Raw genomic sequence first — 20,302 nt, 5'->3', positions numbered from 1 at the left:
AATAAAAAGTAATTTTAAAAAAATAAAAAATAAAAAATTTATATCACATAATTTTTAATAAAAATCCTAAAAATAATATTTCTCTCCTAATATTTTAAGTTTAAAGGAGAGAAATATTAAAATAGTAAAAAATATATTTAAAAGCTTTTATTAAAAAATTACATCATTCCACCCATTCCACCCATTCCAGGAGCAGAAGGAGAACTATTTAAATCAGATTTTTCTTCTTTCGGTAAATCTGTAACCATACATTCTGTTGTTATCATTAATCCAGCAACAGAAGAAGCATATTGTAATGCTGAACGAGTTACTTTAGTAGGATCTAAAATACCAAAATGTATCATGTCTCCATATTCATCCGTAGCTGCATTATATCCATAATTTCCTTTTCCATCTTTAACATTATTAGTTACAACAGACGGTTCTTCTCCTGAATTAGATACAATTTGACGTAACGGAGCTTCCATAGCACGTAAAGCTACTCGTATACCTACATTTTGATCTTCATTTTGTCCACGAAGATTAGAAATTTTAGCAGCAACTCTAACTAAAGCTACTCCACCACCTGGAACTACACCTTCTTCTACAGCAGCACGAGTTGCATGTAATGCATCTTCTACACGTGCTTTCTTCTCTTTCATTTCTACTTCTGTAGCAGCACCAACTTTTAGTACAGCCACACCACCTGATAGTTTAGCTAAACGTTCATTGAGTTTTTCTTTATCATAATCAGAAGTAGCTTCTTGAATTTGTTGGCGAATTTGACTAATTCTATTATGAATATTAAATTTTTTACCTATTCCACCAATGATAGTAGTTGTATCTTTATTTATTACTACACGTTTTGCTTGACCTAAATCTTCTAAAGTAGATTTTTCTAATTCCATAGCTAATTCTTCAGAAATTACAGATCCATCAGTAAGTATAGAAATATCTTGTAACATTGCTTTTCGACGATCACCAAATCCAGGTGCTTTAACTGCTGCTACTTTAACAATTCCTCTAATAGAGTTCACTACTAAAGTTGCTAATGCTTCACCTTCTAAATCTTCTGATATAATTAATAAAGGTTTTCCTGATTTAGCTACCGCTTCTAATATTGGAAGTAATTCCCGAACATTAGATATTTTTTTATCAGCCATTAAAATATAAGGATTGTCTAATTCTACAATTCCTGTTTCTGATTTATTGATAAAATATGGAGATAAATAACCTCTATCAAATTGCATACCTTTAACAACTTCTAATTCATCTTGTAATCCTGTACCTTCTTCAACAGTAATTACTCCATCTTTTCCTACTTTTTCCATAGCATCAGCAATCAATGTTCCAACTTTTTCATCAGCATTAGCTGATATTGTACCTACTTGAGTAATAGCTTTTGAATCAGAGCATGGAACAGATAAATTTTTCAATTCTTCGACTGCAGCAATTACTGCCTTATCAATACCTCTTTTTAAATCCATAGGATTCATACCAGCAGCTACAGCTTTTAAGCCTTCATTTACAATTGCTTGTGCTAAAAGTGTTGCTGTAGTAGTTCCATCACCTGCTGCATCATTAGCTTTAGAAGCTACTTCCTTTACCATTTGAGCACCCATATTCTCAAATTTATCTTCTAATTCTATTTCTCTAGCAACAGATACACCATCTTTCGTTATACTAGGTGCTCCAAAAGATTTATCTAAAACAACATTTCTTCCTTTTGGTCCTAAAGTTACTTTCACTGCATCAGCTAATACATTAACACCTCGAAGCATTTTAACACGCGCTTCATTTCCAAATTTTACGTCTTTAGCGGCCATAGAATTTTTTCCTTAAACTTAAAATATGGTTTATTTAGCAAATACTAAAAATTAATCTTCAACAATTGCTAATATATCACTTTCAGTTAAAATTAATAATTCTTCATTATCAATCTTTTCGATTTTCGCACCATAACCTTCATTAAAAATAACTACATCACCAACTTTTACATCGAGTGATTTTAAATTCCCATTGTCTAAAATACGACCTTTACCTACAGAAATAACTGTACCTCGAGTAGATTTTGCTGCAGCTGATCCTGTTAAAACGATACCACCTGCTGATTTAGACTCTGTTTCTTGACGTTTTACAATAACACGATCATGTAATGGACGGATTTTCATTTAATGCTATCTCCTTTTCAACAAGTCGAACCCTAAAAATTTATCTAATTTTAACGTTTTCTGCTATAGATATATGGATTTTAATTTATACTTTCAAGTACTAATAATAAAATTTTATAATTTAAAATACATTAAAATGTTATTTGAACTATATATTAAAAATTAAATCTGTAAATAAAATATATACAAATTATATATAAAATATAATATCATACATCTATATATATTTCATAGAAGTATTAATTTTATCTAAAAAGTTATTGACATTATTAAATTATTAATGTTTAAATAAAGACGTTTATTTGCCTGGATAGCTCAGTCGGTAGAGCAGAGGACTGAAAATCCTCGTGTCGGTGGTTCAATTCCGCCTCCAGGCATTGTAAACACCAAAGTGATATCCATTAATTTATGATTTATACAAAATACTTATTAGTTATGGAAAAAGTAAATTTCTTTTTAAAATAAAAAGCTCTTGGAGAAGTAAATGACAATTCACCTTTTTCATTTATATATTTAGTTAAACTATTTTTATTTTTCGACTTTTTCTTAATTTGCAATACATCTCCATGATTTGATTTTATATTTTTAATTTTTCCTAAAATGATTAAGTCCATAAATTTTTCCCAATCATTTTTTAAAAGATTTTTTTCAAATTTATTAGGGGTCCATATAAAAGATCTTCCAATAATGCGATCTGAAATTGATATTTTAGAACAACAATAAATAGGAACCCATAATATTTTTTTTATTTTTTTATAAATATATGAATCCTCCCATAAAAGACATGTATTCTTTATTAAAGGTACATGACAAATAAAAGTATTTTCTATAGGTTTTCTACTTTTTATACAAATTGGAATTGTTTTTAATTCAATATTTAATTTTGGAAAATCTACGTTTACTTTATTTTTAATAGAAGATCCTAAAATATATTCTATAAGTTTTCCAATATATCCTTTATCATATTTTAGACATATAGGAACAAATTTTAATACAGAACTAGCTAGTTCTTGGATATTATAGCCAAATAATCCTCGGGCATTTATTAACAGAATTTCTTCTTGAGAAAAAATGTTACAATTTTCCATATACAATATTTTATAAAATTTTAGTGTTTAAACTTACTATTTTCCTATACAAAACTTAGAAAAAATATCAGATAATAATTGATCAGTAGAAAAAGAACCCACGATACCACTTAATTCTTCTTGGCAAACACGCATATCGTCAGCTAATAACTCAATATTATTAAATTTATTCCAATTTATTTTACTTTCTTTAACATAATTTAAAACTTTTGACAAAATGTTAATATGGCGTTGTCGAGCTAAAAAAACATCTTCATCATTTTTCGAAAATTTATCAATTTTAAAAACATTACACAAATGTTTACATAAATTTTTAATGCCTTTTTGAGTTAAAGTAGATATAGAAATATAATTTTTATTTTTAAAATATTTCAAATTAATTTTAAAATTATTAAGATCCGATTTATTAAAAACAATAGTAACGTCTACATTCTTAGATATTAATTTTATAAAATTAACATAATTTTTTACTTGATCGGAATCATTAGAAGTCCCATCAATTACAAAAAATATATGATCAGCTGAATTAATCTCTTTCCAAGCAAATTGTATACCTATACGTTCAATAAAATCTTCAGTTAAACGTAAACCTGCCGTATCTACTATTTTAAACAACGTCCCATCAATGTTTATATTTTCATAAATTACATCACGTGTAGTTCCAGGTATATCAGTGACTATTGCCCTATTAGTTTTGGATAAAGTATTTAACAAACTTGACTTTCCAGAATTAGGAGCACCGCATATGACTATCTTAATACCTTCACGCAAAATAGAATTTCGAATAGATATTTTTAAAATATTATTAAGTAAATAGATAAATTTATTAACTTTTTTGTTGATATTATATTTAAAATCAAAGTGTACTTCATGTTCAGAAAAATTAATAAAAGTTTCTATCATAACTCGAAATTTTTTAAATTTTTCAATTAAATGATTAACACGATGAGAAAATACACCTTGCAAAGAATGTAATGCAGCACGTGCAGCTTGTTCAGAATTCGCATTAATTAAATCAACTATAGATTCAGCTTGTACTAAATCAATTTTTCCATTTAAAAATGCTCGTTCAGAAAATTCTCCTGGTCGAGATAATCGAATATTTGGAATAGATAATATATTAGAAATTAATAAATTTATTACAATGGGATTTCCATGCCCTTGTAATTCTAAACTATCTTCTCCAGTAAAAGAATGAGGGCTAGGAAACCACAATGCAATTCCATGATCTAAAATTTTTCCTTTTATATCAAAAAACGGTAAATAACTGGCATACCTCGCTAAAGGAATTTTCCCTAAAATTTTAATAGACACTTCAGATGCTAGTTTTCCAGAAACTCTGATTATTCCAATATTACATTGAATAGCAGGTGTTACTCGAGATACAATCGTATCATGTTTACAGTTCATATGTTAAAGTCAACTTCTTACAAAAATATATTTTTTATAAATACTATAACAAAAATAACTGATTAAATTAAAAAATTATATTTATATTTTAATCTTACTGAAACGATTTAGAATAAATTTTTGTTGAATAATAGTTACTAAATTACTAACAATATAATACAATACCAATCCAGAGGGGAACCACAAAAAAAACAATGTAAATATCACTGGAACTATATACGCAATATTTTTTTGAATGGAATCTATCGAATTGTTATTAGGTGTTATATGTTGAATAAGAAACATTGTAAAACCCATTAAAATAGGCAAAACATAATATGGATCTTGACTAGATAAATCCTTAATCCATAAAATAAAAGGCGCATGTCGTAATTCTACTGAACTAACTAACATATAATACAATGCTAAAAAAATAGGCATTTGTATTAACATTGGAACACAGCCTCCCATAGGATTAACTTTTTCTTTTTTATATAATAAAAGCATTTTTTCACTAGCTTTTCTCTTATCATCACTATAATCTTTTTTAATTTTATCTATTTTTGGTTGTAATTCTTTCATTTTATTCATAGTTTGATACTGAAATTTAGTTAAAGGATACATTATTCCTCTCATAATAAGAGTAATTAAAATAATTGAAGTACCCCAATTTCTAACAATATTATTTAAAAACTTCAACAATTTAAATAATGGTTGAGAAAGAAACCATAAAAATCCATAATCTATAGTTAAATCAAGATTCGGTACTAAAACAGCCATTTTTTCTTGTATTTTAGGTCCTATCCATAATTTCGAAATACATATTTTCTGACTATGTGGTTCTACATGAATTACATTAGAATAAAAACCAATTTCAGCTATATCGTCATGAAATTTAGTAGTATAAAATGTATTAGTTTGAGTATTATCTGGAATCCATGCTGCTGCAAAATATTGTTGTAACATTGCTACCCATCCATTATGAGTAGTAACATTTAAATTATTTTTTTTTAAAATAGAATCGAATGAATATTTTTCATATTTCAAATTATCTGTAGAATATGCTGCACCTCGAAAAGTTTGTAAAGAAATATTTTCAGAATTTTTGTTGTTAAGCATTGATATAGTTTGTCGTAATCCTCCAAACATAACCACGTCTATATTTCTATTAGTATTATTGTAAATTTTATATTCTAACTTTATATCATATGAATTGGGTTTGAAAATAAATGTTTTAACAAACTTTATGCCATTATTTGAAATCCATATTAAGGGTATTCGCAATTCAGTTTTGTTTTTATCTAATTTAAAAAATTTTCCTTCAACCATATAAGTAGGCTTTTTTTTAAAACTATTTTTTTGAAAATTATTTGTTTCTGTTATTCCACTTATTGTATGATACAAAAAATTATCTTTAATATCTAATAAAACAAATGGGTCAGGAGAATTTAATGTGTTTTTAAAATTTAAGAGCTGAACTTTTTCTATATCTCCACCATTTAAATTAATTTTTATGTGAAAGACATCTGTTGTAATAAAAATATTATTTTCAGAATGGTAATTTTTTAAATTAATTTCATAATTTTTATGAGTTAATTGATTAACATGAACGTTCAAACTAGATTTCCATATTTCCCAAATTAAAAACAAAATAAAAAACATTCCAAAAACAAAAAAACTACGTTGTAAGTCCATATTTAATACACTCTTTTGTTTTAGTTCTTTGGTATATCATCATAACCACCAATATGAAAAGGATGACACTTCAATATTCTTTTGATTATAAGAAAACATCCTCTCATTAAATCAAAACGATACAAAGCAGACAAAGCATAATTTGAACATGTTGGTTGAAATCTACATCGAGGAATAAATAAAATACTAATAAATCGCTGATAAAATACAATCATTTTAATAAATAATAGAGAAACTAACGATAATATCGAACCCATAAATTTTCTAATTTTCTCCTAAAAATTATATTATTTGAATGTTTAAAATAAAGATTTACAATTACTACAAAATCTGAATAAGTTAATTCATATTGTATTAATCTAAATACTTCTCGTATTATTCGTTTAATTTTATTTCTTTTATGTGCATGTTGAATATTTTTTCGAGATATACTAATTCCTAAACGAGGAAAGCTTAATTTATTATTACGCTTTAAAATAATTAATTCTTGACATTTTATTTTATTTGATTTGTTAAAAACATGTTTAAAATGTAAATTCGTTAATAATTTCATTTTTTTTTTAAAAAAAAATTTCATTTTTTATAATTATTTCGTAGAAGAAACAGTTAAATTACTTCGACACTTAGATCGGCGATTCGATAATATATGACGACCATTTTTAGTACTCATTCTTTTTCTAAATCCATGAGATTTATTTCGTTTCAATAAAGAAGGTTGAAAAGTGCGTTTCATTTTTTTAATATCCTTGTTTTTTAATCGTTTAAAATAATATGTATAATTAAACAATATTGAATGAAAACAATTTTTATATTATGAAAAATAGTATTAATTAATTTAACAAAATTTTTAATACAACTATTTTAAAATTATAAAAAATAAAAATTAATTACTTCTCAACATAAACATCTTAAATTTAAAAAATTCAAAAATATTTGACTTTAAATATAATTTTTTAATATATATAAATATTTTTATATATATTTTAATATATAAATTAATTTTTAAACATAAATTTAAAAAATTATTAATTTTTATTTTGTTACAGATCTATATTTTTTTAAAAGATAAAAATATCAATAAATAACTTATATTGCAATAAATATAAAAATACTAATTATTTAATTATTATATTAATAAAATATATAAATTTTCAGTGTATTTATATAGCATTTTTTCAGTTCTTAATTTTAAGAGAATCTAACAATTTGAGAATGTCATTAAATTAAATATAAAAATTTAAAAATTGAATTTTTATACATTAATTTATAATTTGTTTATATCATATTTTTATTTTATCTTGAAAAATTTTTAATAAACTTTTATAAAAATAAACTTTTTATATAACACTCAAATAATATGAAAAATATTATGTGATTATTTTTAATATTATTCATAGATGATATTTGTGGTGCTTAATGTTTTATTTAATTTAAAAGTAATTTTTTATAAAAAAATAATAATAAAAATTATATTTTCAAAATGTGATATTTTAAATAATCAATATACATTTACACTAAAAATTAATTTTAAAATAATCATATTACAAAAACATTAAATTAACTTAAAATTCTTTGTACAAACACTTATGAAATTTGAAATAGAAAAAAAAATTCTTTTATATTTTTTACAAAAAGTTAGTAATTTAATTACAAAAAATACTTTAAGTCCTATACTAGAAAATATATTAATCGAAGTAAAAAAAAATACTTTATTTTTAACTGCTACAAATTTAGAATCAGAAATACAAGTCAATACATGTAATATTATTCCATATATACAAGGAAGTGTAACTGTATCAGGGAAAAAATTATTAGCTGTATGTCGAAAACTATCTTTAGATTCTAATATAATAATATCATTAAAAAAAGATAAATTAGAAATTCTTTCAAAACTTAGTTTTTATTCATTAACTACAATTCCTTCAGACAATTATCCTAGTTTTAAACAAATAAAACATAAGATTAGTTTCTTTATATCACAAAATTCATTTAAAAATATTATTTTTACGACTCAATTTTCAATAGCTATTCAAGACTTACGTAATTTTTTCAGTGGATTACTATTAGAAATACGTAATCAACATTTATATGCTATAGCTACTGACGGTTATCGCATGGCTATGTGTAAAACACCTTTAAAACACTTATGTAAATTTTATTCTGTAATATTACCAAGAAAATGTGCAATCGAATTGTTGCGGTTTTTAAACAATTCTTCAAATTTAGCATTTGTAAAAATAAGCAATAATTATTTTCAAATTCATGTAGATAATACAATTTTTACTAGTAAAATAATTACAGCAAATTTTCCAAAATATTCATCTGTTATATTAAAAAATCCTGAAAAAAAAATTATTATTAATACATTTTTATTTAAGGAAGCACTGTCAAGAATCATAATTTTATCTAACGAAAAATTTCGAGGTATATGTATAACAAACGATAAAAATCAACTAAAAATTACTACTAGTAATCAATATGACGAAAAAGCCTACGAAATATTAGAAATAATTTATTCTAATGTTAATATTAAAGTTTCTATTAATGCACATTATTTGTTAGATGTCTTAAATGTCATTGAAAGTCAAGAAATATGTTTGTTTATAAATAATTCTAATTCTAGAATACAAATTCAACAAAATGATTACGAAAACTATTATAATTATAAATCAATATATATTTTAATGCCTTTAAAAATCTAAAACTACATAAAGAATATAATAATATTTATTATTCTCATTTATATAAAAATTAAAAACAACATACAAACGCTAAAAAACTATTCATAGTATAATAAAATACTCAATGTATTTTTAAAAATATTATACATTTATTTTAAAAAATTATTAGGAATAATAATGTTAAATTCTTATAATTCACTAAATATTAAAATTTTAAAAGGCTTAGATGCTGTTCGAAAACGTCCTGGAATGTATATAGGAAATACTGATGATGGAACAGGATTACATCATATGGTTTTCGAAGTAGTAGATAATTCTATCGACGAAGTATTATCTGGATTTTGTAAAGAAATTATAGTTAAAATATATACAGACGGCTCTGTATCAATTCAGGATGATGGAAGAGGAATTCCTGTTGATATTCATAGTGACGAAGGTATTTCTGCAGCAGAAGTCATTATGACAGTTTTACATGCAGGAGGAAAATTCGATAATCATTCTTATAAAATTTCCGGAGGATTACACGGAGTAGGAATATCAGTAGTTAATGCATTATCAGAAAAATTAGAATTAAATATTTACAGAAATATGAAAGTATTTCATCAAATATATCATAATGGAAATCCTAAAAGTCCATTATCTGTCATTGGAAAAACTAAGTTACAGGGTACAAAAATACGGTTTTGGCCAAATTTATCTATTTTTACTAATATTATAAAATTTAATTTTGAAATTTTATCTAAAAGATTAAGAGAATTATCATTTTTAAATCCTAAAGTTTCAATACATTTACATGATCTTGAAAAAAATATTAGCGAAAATTACTGTCATCAAGGTGGATTAAGAGAATTTATTAAATTTTTAGACAAACAAAGAAAATCTATTCATTCTAAAATAATTTATTTTTCTTCAGAAAAAGATCAAGTTGGAGTAGAAATTGCTATGCAATGGAATGATGGATTTAAAGAAAACATATATTGTTTCACTAATAACATTCCTCAATTAGATGGAGGAACACATTTAATTGGATTTAGATCAGCTTTAACACGAACAATAAATAACTATATTGACAAAGAAGGATTTGCTAAAAAAAATAAAATTAACGTTACAGGAGAAGATTCAAGAGAAGGATTAACTGCTATTATATCAATTAAAATTAGTGATCCAAAATTTTCTTCTCAAACAAAAAATAAATTGGTATCTTCAGAAGTACGATCAGCCATTGAATCTTTAGTAAATGAATATTTAATAGAATTTTTTTTAGAGAATCCCCATGATTCTAAAAACATTATCATGAAAATTTTAGAATCTTCAAGAGTAAGAAATGCAGCACGAAGAGCAAGGGAAATCACTAGAAAAAAAGGAAATTTAGATTTTTCAATGCTTCCTGGAAAATTAGCTGATTGCCAAGAAAAAGATCCTTCATTATCAGAAATTTATTTAGTAGAAGGCGATTCTGCAGGTGGATCTGCAAAACAAGCGAGAAATAGAAAAAATCAAGCTATTCTCCCTCTTAAAGGGAAGATTCTTAATGTGGAAAAAGCAAAATTTGAAAGAATGTTATCTTCACAAGAAGTTACAACTCTTATAACAGTACTAGGATGCGGAATAGGAGAAAATGAATATAATCCAGAAAAATTACGATATCATCGTATTATCATTATGACAGATGCTGATATTGATGGATCACATATTAGAACTTTATTATTAACATTTTTTTATAAGTATATGCCCGAAATTATTAAACGTGGACATTTATATATTGCTCAACCTCCATTATTTAAAATAACACAAGGGAAAAAAGAAAAATATATTAAAGATAACACAACAATGGAAAAATATAAAATTAAATTAACATTAGAAAATATAATATTAAAAGATATCAAAAATTTTAAAATTATTCTTAATTCTTCTCAAAAAATAAAAAAAATAATATTACAATATAAAACCATTCAAGATATATTTAATAAAATAAAATATAATTTTTCATTAACAATTCTTAATGAACTCCTTTATCATCCTAAATTAAATCAATTAGAAAACGAACATTATTTGAAAAATTGGGCTAAAAATTTTGTTAATAGTTTGAATTCCAAGACAAAAAATAATTCTAATTATTCATTTAATATTGTATTAGATTCAACTAAAAAAAATTGTGAATTATCAATTGTAAAGTACGAAAATGGAGAAAAACACACTTATAACTTTAAATTAGATTTTTTAAAAAGTTATGAGTATCACAAAATTTGCTCTTTTGGAGAAAAATTACAAAATTTAATAAACCATAATATATTTATTGAACGAGACAAAAAATATTATTCATTTAATGATTTTGAAAATACTTTGCAATTTTTAGTCAATGATTCTCTAAAAAATATATTTGTTCAAAGATATAAAGGTTTAGGAGAAATGAATCCAGAACAATTATGGAAGACCACTATGAATCCCGAAACGAGACGTATGCTAAATATTACTATTGATGATATTCATTGTACAAATAAATTGTTTAATACACTTATGGGAGATGCTGTTGAACCACGTAAATCATTTATAGAACTTCATGCATTAAAAGTAAAAAACATTGACATATAGAAATTAGTATTTATTAATAAAATATATTTTTACATTTTTATCATTTGCGACAGGAATAATTTTATTATTTTATTCTCTGCCGCTAGAAATTATATAATTTTCTTCACTTGTATGTAATTAAAAAATTTTAAATATTTTAATAATTTATTTTTTAAAATTTTACTTAAACATATTTGATTTTATTTAATTCACAAGAAAGATTTTTAAGTATTTTCTTTTTATTTGTAAGATAACTATTCTCTATGCGATTTCTTAGTATTTTTTCTGTTGTCTCTATTGATTTTTTATCTAAACTGGAAATTTTAGAGGAAATATTCGTTAAAATATTTGTTACTGTAGGTTGTATTTCTAAAATTCCTCCTGATAAATAAATATAGTGTGCTTTTTCATTTCTATCTAAAAAATACATAATTCCTGATTGAATAAAAGATAGTAATTGTACATGACCTGGATATATACCTAATTCTCCTTTACTGCCTAAAATTCGGATTCTTTTTACTATTCCAAAATAAGTACATTCTTCAGGATTAACTACATTTAAAATATAATTCATAACTTAAATCCATTTTTATATTTTTTCTGATTTTTTTATAACTTCATCGATAGAACCTACCATATAAAACGCTTGTTCTGGATAATCATCTAATTTTCCAGTAAGAATGTCTTTAAATCCACTAATTGTATCTTGAAGAGATACATATTTTCCAGGAAAATTAGTAAAAATTTCTGCTACGAAAAATGGTTGAGACAAAAACTTTTGAATTTTTCTAGCTCGGGATACTAAAATTTTATCATCTTCAGACAATTCATCCATTCCTAAAATAGAAATAATATCCTTAAGTTCTTGATATTTTTGCAAAATAGATTGAATACTTGTAGCAACATCATAATGTTCTTGACCTACAATTTGTGGATCTAACTGACGACTAGTAGAACTTAGTGGATCAACAGAAGGATAGATACCTAATGATGCTATTTGACGACTTAACGTTATAGTAGAATCTAAATGAACGAAAGTAGTAGCTGGAGAAGGATCAGTTAAATCATCAGCAGGAACATACACTGCTTGTACAGAAGTAATCGATCCAGATTTCGTTGATGTTATTCTTTCTTGCAATAAACCCATTTCTTCGGACAATGTAGGTTGATATCCAACAGCGGAGGGAATACGACCAAGTAATGCAGAAACTTCTGTGCCTGCTAAAGTATATCGATATATATTATCAATGAATAATAATACATCTTTTCCTTCATCTCTAAATTTTTCTGCTATAGTTAATCCTGTAAAAGCGGCACGTAATCTATTACCTGGCGGTTCATTCATTTGACCATAAACTAAAGAAACTTTATCTAATACATTAGAATCTTGCATTTCATGATAAAAATCACTACCTTCTCTTATTCTTTCTCCTACACCTGTGAAAACTGAATATCCTTCATGTTTGATGGCAATATTTCTAATCAATTCCATCATATTTACTGTTTTTCCTACTCCAGCCCCTCCAAATAATCCGATTTTTCCTCCTTTTGAAAAAGGGCAAATCAAATCAATTACTTTAATTCCTGTTTCTAAAATTGTATAGGAATTAAGTTGTTCTTCGTATCCAGGAGCTGTTTGATGAATTTCTCTATATTCTACATTATTTTCTTTTTCTATTGGTCCTTTCATATCTAAAGGTTTTCCTAAAACGTCTATTATTCTTCCTAATGTAGGTATACCTACAGGAACTTTAATACCATGTTCTAAGTCTAAAACTGGCAAACCTCGTTTTAATCCATCAGACGATCCCATAGCAATTGTCCTAACTACTCCTGATCCCAATTGTTGTTGTACCTCTAAAATTAAATCTTTATCTTTGTTTTTAACAGATAACGCATTGTATATTTTTGGTACTGCATTGTAAGGAAATTCAACATCAATAACAGCACCAATAATTTGGACTATATTTCCATTAGCCATTTTAAAAGATACTCCTATTTAATTAATTTTATGAAATTGCAGAAGCACCTGAAACTATTTCGGTTAGCTCTTGTGTAATGTTATCTTGACGTGCTTTATTATAAGAAATTTGTAGATCTTGAATCAATTTTTTACTGTTGTCTGTAGCTTGCTTCATTGCTATCATGCGAGCAACTTGTTCACATGCATAATTTTCCAAAATAGCTTGGTATATTTGAGATTGTATATAGTTTTTAAACAATTTATCTAATAAACGTTTTGAATTAGATTCATATATATAATCCCAATAATTATTTTTTTTTTTGATATCTATTTTTTTCGAAAGAGGTAATAATTGAATTATTAATGGTGTTTGAATAAAAGTATTTTTAAATTTATTAAAAGCAACAAATAAATTGTCGATTTTTTTCTCATTATAATATTTTATAAAAATGTTTATAAAATTTAAATAATTTGAAAATTCATAATTTTTCTTTAAATTAGTTTCGCTATATATTATGTTTTTAGACAAAAATTGAAAAAATGATATTCCTTTCAATCCTAAAATAGATAAATTACATGTAATGTTTTTACTATTCTGTGTTTCAATAAATATCTTAACTTTTTTAAAAAGTGTTGTATTTAAACAACTACATAAACCTCTATCTGTAGAAATAATAATAATTCCAATTCGTTTTCTCTCCCTTTTTTCAAAAAATACATGTTTGTATTTAGTATTATTACTCAAGATATTGTTTACTATTGCTTGAGTAACATTTAAATATGGACGGCCAGAATTCATTTTAAGTTCTGATTTTTTCATTTTTGAGATAGAAATCATCTCCATTGCTCGCGTAATTTTTTGTGTATTTTTAATACAATAAATTTTATTGCGAATTTCTTTTATTTCAGACATAAGTCTGTTCTCTCAAATTTACTATTATTTATTTCTTTTAAATCATAAGTATTGAGTTGATTTAAAAGTGTTAATTATATTAGACAATTGACTTTCTATATTTTTGTTAAATTCACCATGTATGTTAATATCATTCATAAATTCATCAAATTTTTCATGAGAAAAAGAAATTAATGCTTCTTCAAACTCTCGTATTTTATTGATATCAACATCATTTATAAAACCTTGATTTGCTGAAAATAAAATAAGTGCTTGTTCAGAAATAGACATAGGTTGATATTGTTTCTGTTTTAAAATCTCAATTAATTTCTTACCATAAATTAATTGATTTCTAGTAATTTCATCTAAATCAGAAGAAAATTGTGAGAACGAAGCTAATTCTTGATATTGAGCTAAAATTGTGCGAATTCCAGAAGAAACATGTCGAATAATTTTGCATTGAGCAGCACTTCCTATACGTGATACTGAAATACCAGGATTAATAGCTGGACGAATTCCAGAATTAAATAAATTAGATTCTAAAAATATTTGTCCATCTGTAATAGAAATTACATTAGTAGGAATAAATGATGATACATCACCTCCTTGCGTTTCAATAATTGGAAGAGCTGTTAACGAACCTGTTTCATCTTTTTTATGCTTTTTTGTAAATTTATTTAAGTAATGATAATTGACTTTACAAGATCTCTCTAACAATCTAGAATGAAGATAAAAAATATCACCAGGAAAAGCTTCTCTTCCTGGAGGACGTCTCAATAATAAAGAAATTTGTCGATATGCTATAGCATGTTTAGATAAATCATCATACACAATAAGTGCATTTTCTCCATTATCTCTAAAATATTCACCCATAGCACATCCAGAATATGGCACTAAATATTGTAAAGAAGCAACTTCAGAAGCTGAGGCTACAATAACAATTGTATGATTTAATGAATCATTATCTTCCAATTTCTTTACCACATGAGAAACTGTAGAAAATTTCTGTCCTATAGCAACATAAATGCACTTTATTTTAGATAGCTTTTGATTGATAATAGTATCAATTGCTAAAGCTGTTTTTCCAGTTTGACGATCTCCGATTATTAATTCACGTTGCCCACATCCTATAGGAACCATTGCATCAATTGATTTATATCCAGTTTGTAATGGTTTATTAATTTTTTCTCTATCGATTACTCCTGGAGCAGGAGATTCTATAGGAAGACGTTTTTCTTCTTTTATTGGTCCTTTTCCATCAATTGGAATTCCTAAAGCATTGACCACACGTCCTAAAAAATTAGGACCAACCGGGACGTCAAATATTTGACCAGTGCATTGAACTTTATCTCCCTCAGAAATATATCTATAATCACCCATTACTATAGCACCTACAGAGTCCCGTTCTAAATTTAATGCTATAGCATATCTATTTTTAGGTAATGACAACATTTCCCCTTGCATAACATTAGATAAACCATAAATATGTATAATGCCGTCACTTACAGTAGTAATTGTTCCTTCATTGTATGTATTACTAATAATATCAAATTCAGAAATTCTTTTTTCTATTATTTCGCTGATTTCATTAGAAGTTAGATGCATATTTTTCTCTTAACGTTGTAAAAAATACAGTAATCTTTTTAATTGATACTGAATAGACAAATTAATTACCATATCATTATATTTAATAACAAAACCGTCAATTAAATCTTTTTTTATTTTGCATTTTATATTTATTTTTTTAGATAATTTTTTTTCAAAGATCTTATTGATATTATCTAATTGGTTTTGAGTTAATATATAAGCTGAAAAAACTGTAATATGTGTAATATTTTCATAAATATCACACAAAGAAATAAATTCTGTATATATACTTTCTAATAAAATTAAACGTTTATTTTGTGCTAAAATTTTTATAAAATTTTGTGCATATTTATCAATTTTTTCCCCACAAATAGAAATAAAAATTTTTTCTATTTGCCTTAGAAAAAATTTACTTAAAATAATTTTTTTAATTTTTTCATGATTAGATATATTAACCATATATTTTAACATTGTTTTCCAAGAATCAATTGAATTATGAAAAACAGAAAATTTGTAAATTGCATAAGCATACGGTCTTGCTATACTTTTTAATGTTGCCATTAATATTATGTCCTTGTTAATTTTTGAATTAAATCATCAACAATATTTTTCATTTTTTTTTCATTAATTTTATTTTCTATTATTTTTTTTGAAATTTTAATAGCTATTTCGCTCACTTCTTGATTTAATTGATATTTTAATTTTTTATATGCTATTTTTATTTCAGATTGAGTTTGTTCTAAAACTTTTTCCTTTTCTTTTTGAGCTTGAATTTTAGCATTTTCTAAAATAATATTTCTTTTTTTATTTGTTTGATCAATAATTTCTTTAGTAACTTTTTTGACATTTTTCATTTCATTTTTTATTTGTATTCGATAAGAATCTAGTTTTTTTCTTTTATTCTGAATATTTAATAAAGAATTTGATATTTTCTTTTGTCTATTATTTATTGCACACATAATAGGAGGCCATATATATTTCATACAAAAAAAAACAAATAAAAAAAATGAAATTGCTTGACCTAATATAGTCGCATTGAAATTCATATTATCTTTCCTTTTTTTATTAAAAAACATATATCTTTACGTTATATAGAAGATAACGTAAAGAAAAAAATATATAAATATAAAATATTTTAATACAAATATAAAAAAATATTATACAATTGTGAATAACATATATAATCCTAATCCTACTGCAATCATAGGAATAGCATCAACTAAACCCATAATTACAAAAAATTGAGTGCGTAATAAAGGTATTAAATCAGGTTGTCTAGCTGCGCCTTCTAAAAATTTACTTCCTAATATTCCAATTCCAATTGCTGCACCTATTGCAGCTAACCCTATCATTATAGAAACTGATATATAAAGCATATCTGTATTTATACTTTGCATATTACTTTCCTTTATAATTTTTTAAAGTATTTATATTAATGATTTTTCATAGCTAAAGATAAATATACTATTGTTAATGTCATAAATATAAATGATTGAAGTAAAATAATTAAAATGTGAAAAATAGCCCAAGGAAGACTTAAAATCCATTGTATCCACCATGGTAACAATCCTGAAATTAAAATAAATATCATTTCTCCAGAATACATATTTCCAAATAAACGTAATCCTAACGAAATAGGTTTAGATAATAATCCAATAATTTCTAAAAAAATATTAAAAACGAAAAAAATAGGGTGTTGAAATGGTTGTATAATAAAATCTTTTAAAAAATTTTTTATTCCTTTTACTTTAATACCATAATAAATAATTAGAAAAAAAATAACTAATGCCATGGAAATAGTAATATTTATGTCAGTTGTAGGAACAATTTTGAAATTAGAAAATCCAAAGAAAAATTGAAAAATAAAAGGTATAAAATCAATAGGTAACAAATCCATCAAATTCATTAAAAAAATCCAAGAAAAAATAGTTAATGATAAAGGAGCAATTAATTGATGAGAACTTTTAAAAACATCATTAACACTTTTATTGATAAAATTAACAGCTAATTCCACAGCTATTTGAAACTTATTTGGAATACCATCACTGATACAATTCCTTGAAATTTTAAAAAAAACAAATAAAAATATTACTCCTAAAAAAATCGAAAAAAACATAGAATCAAGGTTGATAGTCCAAAAATTGGTAAAATTTTCATTTGTATTCGATATTTTAAAAGTATTTAAATTTAATTGTAAATGATGCAAATGATGATTAATATATTGTGGAAAATCAAATTTTTTTTCTAAAACCATTTTAAATATTACCTTTTTGAAATTACTTAAATATTAAAAACTTTAATATAATTTTATCTGGAATTTAAAAAACAAAATATAAATATATTAATTTTTAAAGAAATATTTATTTATAATAAAAATTATTATTATTATTTTAAGAAATTATAAGGTTTTTTTTATTATAATTTTTCTTTAAATAAATTAATAAAGTTGAAATAGCAGCTGGTGTAATCCCGGAAATTCGAGACGCTTGACCAATAGAATAAGGTTTATAAAAATTTAATTTTGAAATTACTTCGTTAGATAAACCTTTTACTTCATGATAATTTTTTATTTTAAATAATGTTATATTTTCTTTATTTAAATATTTTTTAATTTCTTTATTTTGCCTAGAAATATACCCTGAATATTTTTCTTGGATTTCTATTTGTTGAATAGCTTCTATATCATTTATTCCTGATCCAAATTCATCTAATAACATTAAATTTTTATAGGTAATTTCTGGTTGTTTTAATAGTTCTTTTGCATTCATTTTTTTATTTAATTTAAATTTGAAAAATTTATTTAATTGATGAGTATTATTTAGAGAAGGATTAATGATTAAATTTTTTAAACGAGATGATTCATTTTCAATATTTTTCAATTTTTGATTATAACGTTTCCATCTTGCATCACATATTAAACCTAGTTTTTTTCCAATTTCTGTTAAGCGTAAATCTGCATTATCTTCTCGAAGAATTAAACGATACTCAGCTCGAGCTGTAAACATGCGATAAGGTTCTTTTGTTCCTTTAGTACATAAATCATCTATTAAAACACCCAAATAAGCTTCATTACGTTTAGGAAACCATGCTTCTTTATTTGATGCATGTAAAGATGCATTTATTCCAGCTAATAAACCTTGTGCTGCAGCTTCTTCATATCCAGTAGTACCATTTATTTGACCAGATAAAAATAAACCTGAAATAAATTTACTCTCTAAAGTTAATTTAAGATTTCTAGGATCAAAATAATCATATTCAATAGCATAGCCAGGACATATAATTTTAGCTTGTTCTAATCCTTTTATAGATCTCACCATCTCTATTTGAATTTTTTCAGGTAAACTAGTTGAAATTCCATTAGGATATATTTCAGTTCCTGATAATCCTCCAGGTTCTAAAAAGATCTGATGTTTTAACTTATTTGAAAAGTTCACTACTTTATCTTCAATAGAAGGACAATATTGAGGACCTATTCCTTTTATCATACCTGAATATATTGCACTATAATTAAGGTTATTTTTTACAATTGAATGAGTTTTCTCGTTAGTATATGTAATATAGCAAGGAATTTGTTTTGGATGTTCTAATATATTTCCAATAAATGAAAATACTGGTAAAGGATAATCGCTATATTGAGGTTGTAAAACACTAAAATTAATTGTTTTTTTATCTAATCTAGGAGGTGTACCAGTCTTTAATCGTGATACTTTCATAAAAAGTTCACGAAGTTTAATTGCTAAATTAATAGAAGCATTATTTCCCATTCTTCCGCCACTAAAACTATTTTGACCAATGCAAATTTTTCCTTTTAGAAAAGTCCCAGTAGTTAAAATTACCGATTGCGAAAAAAATCGAGTTTCATCGTTTGTTATAATTCCTTGAATGCAATAATTATATATAATGAGATCTTTAACTTCTTCTTCTAATATAACTAATTTATCTTGTGATTTTAAAAAATTTTTAATATTTTTTCTATAAATTTTTCTATCTGCTTGAGCTCTAGTTGAACGTACAGCAGGACCTTTTTTAGAATTTAGAAATCTAAATTGAATTCCTGATTTATCAATACTTCTTGCCATAATTCCACCTAAAGCATCAATTTCTTTTACTAATTGACTTTTTCCAATACCACCAATAGCAGGATTACAGGATAATGCACCAATAGTTCTTATTTTTTGAGTAACTAATAAAGTAAAGCTTCCCATTCTGGAAGCTGCCGCTGCAGCTTCAATTCCTGCATGGCCTCCTCCTATTACTATAACATCAAAATTTTTTTTAAATAGCAT

Annotated in this window: 19 protein-coding genes and 1 tRNA gene; 3 read left to right on the top strand and 17 right to left on the bottom strand. The window is 24.7% G+C overall.

The genetic code is table 11. The features are described from left to right. Window positions 1-158: 158 nt before the first annotated feature. On the bottom strand, window positions 159-1,805 hold the full coding sequence (gene groL, locus U0T64_00100) for a chaperonin GroEL (GenBank protein ID XBC41286.1): 1,647 nt from the start codon (window positions 1,803-1,805) through the stop codon (window positions 159-161). 51 nt (window positions 1,806-1,856) lie between these two features. Further along, complete coding sequence (locus tag U0T64_00095; GenBank protein XBC41285.1) at window positions 1,857-2,150, bottom strand: co-chaperone GroES; 294 nt, start codon at window positions 2,148-2,150, stop codon at window positions 1,857-1,859. 304 nt (window positions 2,151-2,454) lie between these two features. Between U0T64_00095 and U0T64_00090 the strand changes: the two genes are divergently transcribed. After that, window positions 2,455-2,527: transfer RNA gene (locus U0T64_00090), tRNA-Phe, on the top strand. A gap of 36 nt (window positions 2,528-2,563) precedes the next feature. Here U0T64_00090 and mutH read toward each other — a convergent pair. From mutH to rpmH, 6 genes are all read right to left on the bottom strand, one after another. Continuing rightward, window positions 2,564-3,238 carry a DNA mismatch repair endonuclease MutH gene (gene mutH, locus U0T64_00085; protein XBC41284.1) on the bottom strand — a complete coding sequence of 225 codons (675 nt, stop codon included), beginning with the start codon at window positions 3,236-3,238 and terminating at the stop codon, window positions 2,564-2,566. Window positions 3,239-3,274: 36 nt separating this feature from the next. Beyond that, complete coding sequence (mnmE, locus tag U0T64_00080; GenBank protein ID XBC41283.1) at window positions 3,275-4,648, bottom strand: tRNA uridine-5-carboxymethylaminomethyl(34) synthesis GTPase MnmE; 1,374 nt, start codon at window positions 4,646-4,648, stop codon at window positions 3,275-3,277. 81 nt (window positions 4,649-4,729) lie between these two features. Beyond that, window positions 4,730-6,322 (bottom strand): membrane protein insertase YidC, encoded by a 1,593-nt coding sequence (gene yidC, locus U0T64_00075; GenBank protein XBC41282.1) that lies wholly within the window; start codon window positions 6,320-6,322, stop codon window positions 4,730-4,732. 20 nt (window positions 6,323-6,342) lie between these two features. Further along, a complete protein-coding gene (yidD, locus tag U0T64_00070) occupies window positions 6,343-6,579 on the bottom strand; it encodes a membrane protein insertion efficiency factor YidD (GenBank protein ID XBC41281.1) in 237 nt (78 codons plus the stop codon). Then, complete coding sequence (gene rnpA / locus U0T64_00065) at window positions 6,558-6,875, bottom strand: ribonuclease P protein component (GenBank protein XBC41280.1); 318 nt, start codon at window positions 6,873-6,875, stop codon at window positions 6,558-6,560. The genes yidD and rnpA overlap by 22 nt, the downstream gene beginning before the upstream one ends. Window positions 6,876-6,908: 33 nt before the next feature. Continuing rightward, on the bottom strand, window positions 6,909-7,055 hold the full coding sequence (gene rpmH / locus U0T64_00060) for a 50S ribosomal protein L34 (GenBank protein XBC41279.1): 147 nt from the start codon (window positions 7,053-7,055) through the stop codon (window positions 6,909-6,911). 853 nt (window positions 7,056-7,908) lie between these two features. On the opposite strand from rpmH, the gene dnaN reads away from it, so the two are divergent. Together dnaN and gyrB are read left to right on the top strand one after the other, a co-directional pair. Beyond that, on the top strand, window positions 7,909-9,024 hold the full coding sequence (gene dnaN / locus U0T64_00055; protein ID XBC41278.1) for a DNA polymerase III subunit beta: 1,116 nt from the start codon (window positions 7,909-7,911) through the stop codon (window positions 9,022-9,024). Between the two features lie 156 nt (window positions 9,025-9,180). Then, a complete protein-coding gene (gyrB, locus tag U0T64_00050) occupies window positions 9,181-11,595 on the top strand; it encodes a DNA topoisomerase (ATP-hydrolyzing) subunit B (GenBank protein XBC41277.1) in 2,415 nt (804 codons plus the stop codon). Between the two features lie 163 nt (window positions 11,596-11,758). On the opposite strand, the gene atpC is transcribed toward gyrB, so the two are convergent. The 9 genes from atpC to mnmG all read right to left on the bottom strand — a co-directional run bounded on the left by atpC (window position 11,759) and on the right by mnmG (window position 20,302). After that, entirely contained in the window at window positions 11,759-12,148 is a 390-nt protein-coding gene (gene atpC, locus U0T64_00045; GenBank protein XBC41276.1) for an ATP synthase F1 subunit epsilon, read from the bottom strand. A 15-nt stretch (window positions 12,149-12,163) separates the two neighbouring features. Beyond that, window positions 12,164-13,555 carry a F0F1 ATP synthase subunit beta gene (gene atpD, locus U0T64_00040; protein ID XBC41275.1) on the bottom strand — a complete coding sequence of 464 codons (1,392 nt, stop codon included), beginning with the start codon at window positions 13,553-13,555 and terminating at the stop codon, window positions 12,164-12,166. A 28-nt stretch (window positions 13,556-13,583) separates the two neighbouring features. Further along, window positions 13,584-14,450 carry an ATP synthase F1 subunit gamma gene (atpG, locus tag U0T64_00035; protein ID XBC41274.1) on the bottom strand — a complete coding sequence of 289 codons (867 nt, stop codon included), beginning with the start codon at window positions 14,448-14,450 and terminating at the stop codon, window positions 13,584-13,586. A gap of 42 nt (window positions 14,451-14,492) precedes the next feature. Further along, the gene (gene atpA / locus U0T64_00030; GenBank protein XBC41273.1) at window positions 14,493-16,034 is read right to left on the bottom strand and encodes a F0F1 ATP synthase subunit alpha; all 1,542 of its coding nucleotides are present in this window, start codon (window positions 16,032-16,034) and stop codon (window positions 14,493-14,495) included. 9 nt (window positions 16,035-16,043) lie between these two features. Next, complete coding sequence (locus U0T64_00025; GenBank protein XBC41272.1) at window positions 16,044-16,577, bottom strand: F0F1 ATP synthase subunit delta; 534 nt, start codon at window positions 16,575-16,577, stop codon at window positions 16,044-16,046. A 5-nt stretch (window positions 16,578-16,582) separates the two neighbouring features. After that, window positions 16,583-17,062 (bottom strand): F0F1 ATP synthase subunit B, encoded by a 480-nt coding sequence (locus U0T64_00020; protein ID XBC41271.1) that lies wholly within the window; start codon window positions 17,060-17,062, stop codon window positions 16,583-16,585. 111 nt (window positions 17,063-17,173) lie between these two features. After that, window positions 17,174-17,413, bottom strand: coding sequence for a F0F1 ATP synthase subunit C (gene atpE / locus U0T64_00015; protein ID XBC41270.1), 240 nt, complete (start codon window positions 17,411-17,413; stop codon window positions 17,174-17,176). Between the two features lie 35 nt (window positions 17,414-17,448). Beyond that, complete coding sequence (gene atpB / locus U0T64_00010) at window positions 17,449-18,270, bottom strand: F0F1 ATP synthase subunit A (protein XBC41269.1); 822 nt, start codon at window positions 18,268-18,270, stop codon at window positions 17,449-17,451. A gap of 136 nt (window positions 18,271-18,406) precedes the next feature. Beyond that, window positions 18,407-20,302: a tRNA uridine-5-carboxymethylaminomethyl(34) synthesis enzyme MnmG gene (mnmG, locus tag U0T64_00005; GenBank protein ID XBC41268.1), complete on the bottom strand. Its 1,896-nt coding sequence runs from the start codon at window positions 20,300-20,302 to the stop codon at window positions 18,407-18,409.

Origin of the sequence: Buchnera aphidicola (Nurudea yanoniella) (assembly GCA_039829995.1) — a bacterium.
Lineage (GTDB): Bacteria > Pseudomonadota > Gammaproteobacteria > Enterobacterales > Enterobacteriaceae > Buchnera_B > Buchnera_B aphidicola_AV.
The sequence above is the reverse complement of the archived record's forward strand: the minus strand, read 5'-3'. Positions and strand labels throughout refer to the sequence as shown.

Coding starts and splice junctions, on each gene's coding strand:
- groL (XBC41286.1), bottom strand. CDS start 1,805: ATGGCCGCTAAAGACGTAAAATTTGGAAATGAAGCGCGTGTTAAAATG.
- U0T64_00095 (XBC41285.1), bottom strand. CDS start 2,150: ATGAAAATCCGTCCATTACATGATCGTGTTATTGTAAAACGTCAAGAA.
- mutH (XBC41284.1), bottom strand. CDS start 3,238: ATGGAAAATTGTAACATTTTTTCTCAAGAAGAAATTCTGTTAATAAAT.
- mnmE (XBC41283.1), bottom strand. CDS start 4,648: ATGAACTGTAAACATGATACGATTGTATCTCGAGTAACACCTGCTATT.
- yidC (XBC41282.1), bottom strand. CDS start 6,322: ATGGACTTACAACGTAGTTTTTTTGTTTTTGGAATGTTTTTTATTTTG.
- yidD (XBC41281.1), bottom strand. CDS start 6,579: ATGGGTTCGATATTATCGTTAGTTTCTCTATTATTTATTAAAATGATT.
- rnpA (XBC41280.1), bottom strand. CDS start 6,875: ATGAAATTATTAACGAATTTACATTTTAAACATGTTTTTAACAAATCA.
- rpmH (XBC41279.1), bottom strand. CDS start 7,055: ATGAAACGCACTTTTCAACCTTCTTTATTGAAACGAAATAAATCTCAT.
- dnaN (XBC41278.1), top strand. CDS start 7,909: ATGAAATTTGAAATAGAAAAAAAAATTCTTTTATATTTTTTACAAAAA.
- gyrB (XBC41277.1), top strand. CDS start 9,181: ATGTTAAATTCTTATAATTCACTAAATATTAAAATTTTAAAAGGCTTA.
- atpC (XBC41276.1), bottom strand. CDS start 12,148: ATGAATTATATTTTAAATGTAGTTAATCCTGAAGAATGTACTTATTTT.
- atpD (XBC41275.1), bottom strand. CDS start 13,555: ATGGCTAATGGAAATATAGTCCAAATTATTGGTGCTGTTATTGATGTT.
- atpG (XBC41274.1), bottom strand. CDS start 14,450: ATGTCTGAAATAAAAGAAATTCGCAATAAAATTTATTGTATTAAAAAT.
- atpA (XBC41273.1), bottom strand. CDS start 16,034: ATGCATCTAACTTCTAATGAAATCAGCGAAATAATAGAAAAAAGAATT.
- U0T64_00025 (XBC41272.1), bottom strand. CDS start 16,577: ATGGCAACATTAAAAAGTATAGCAAGACCGTATGCTTATGCAATTTAC.
- U0T64_00020 (XBC41271.1), bottom strand. CDS start 17,062: ATGAATTTCAATGCGACTATATTAGGTCAAGCAATTTCATTTTTTTTA.
- atpE (XBC41270.1), bottom strand. CDS start 17,413: ATGCAAAGTATAAATACAGATATGCTTTATATATCAGTTTCTATAATG.
- atpB (XBC41269.1), bottom strand. CDS start 18,270: ATGGTTTTAGAAAAAAAATTTGATTTTCCACAATATATTAATCATCAT.
- mnmG (XBC41268.1), bottom strand. CDS start 20,302: ATGCTATTTAAAAAAAATTTTGATGTTATAGTAATAGGAGGAGGCCAT.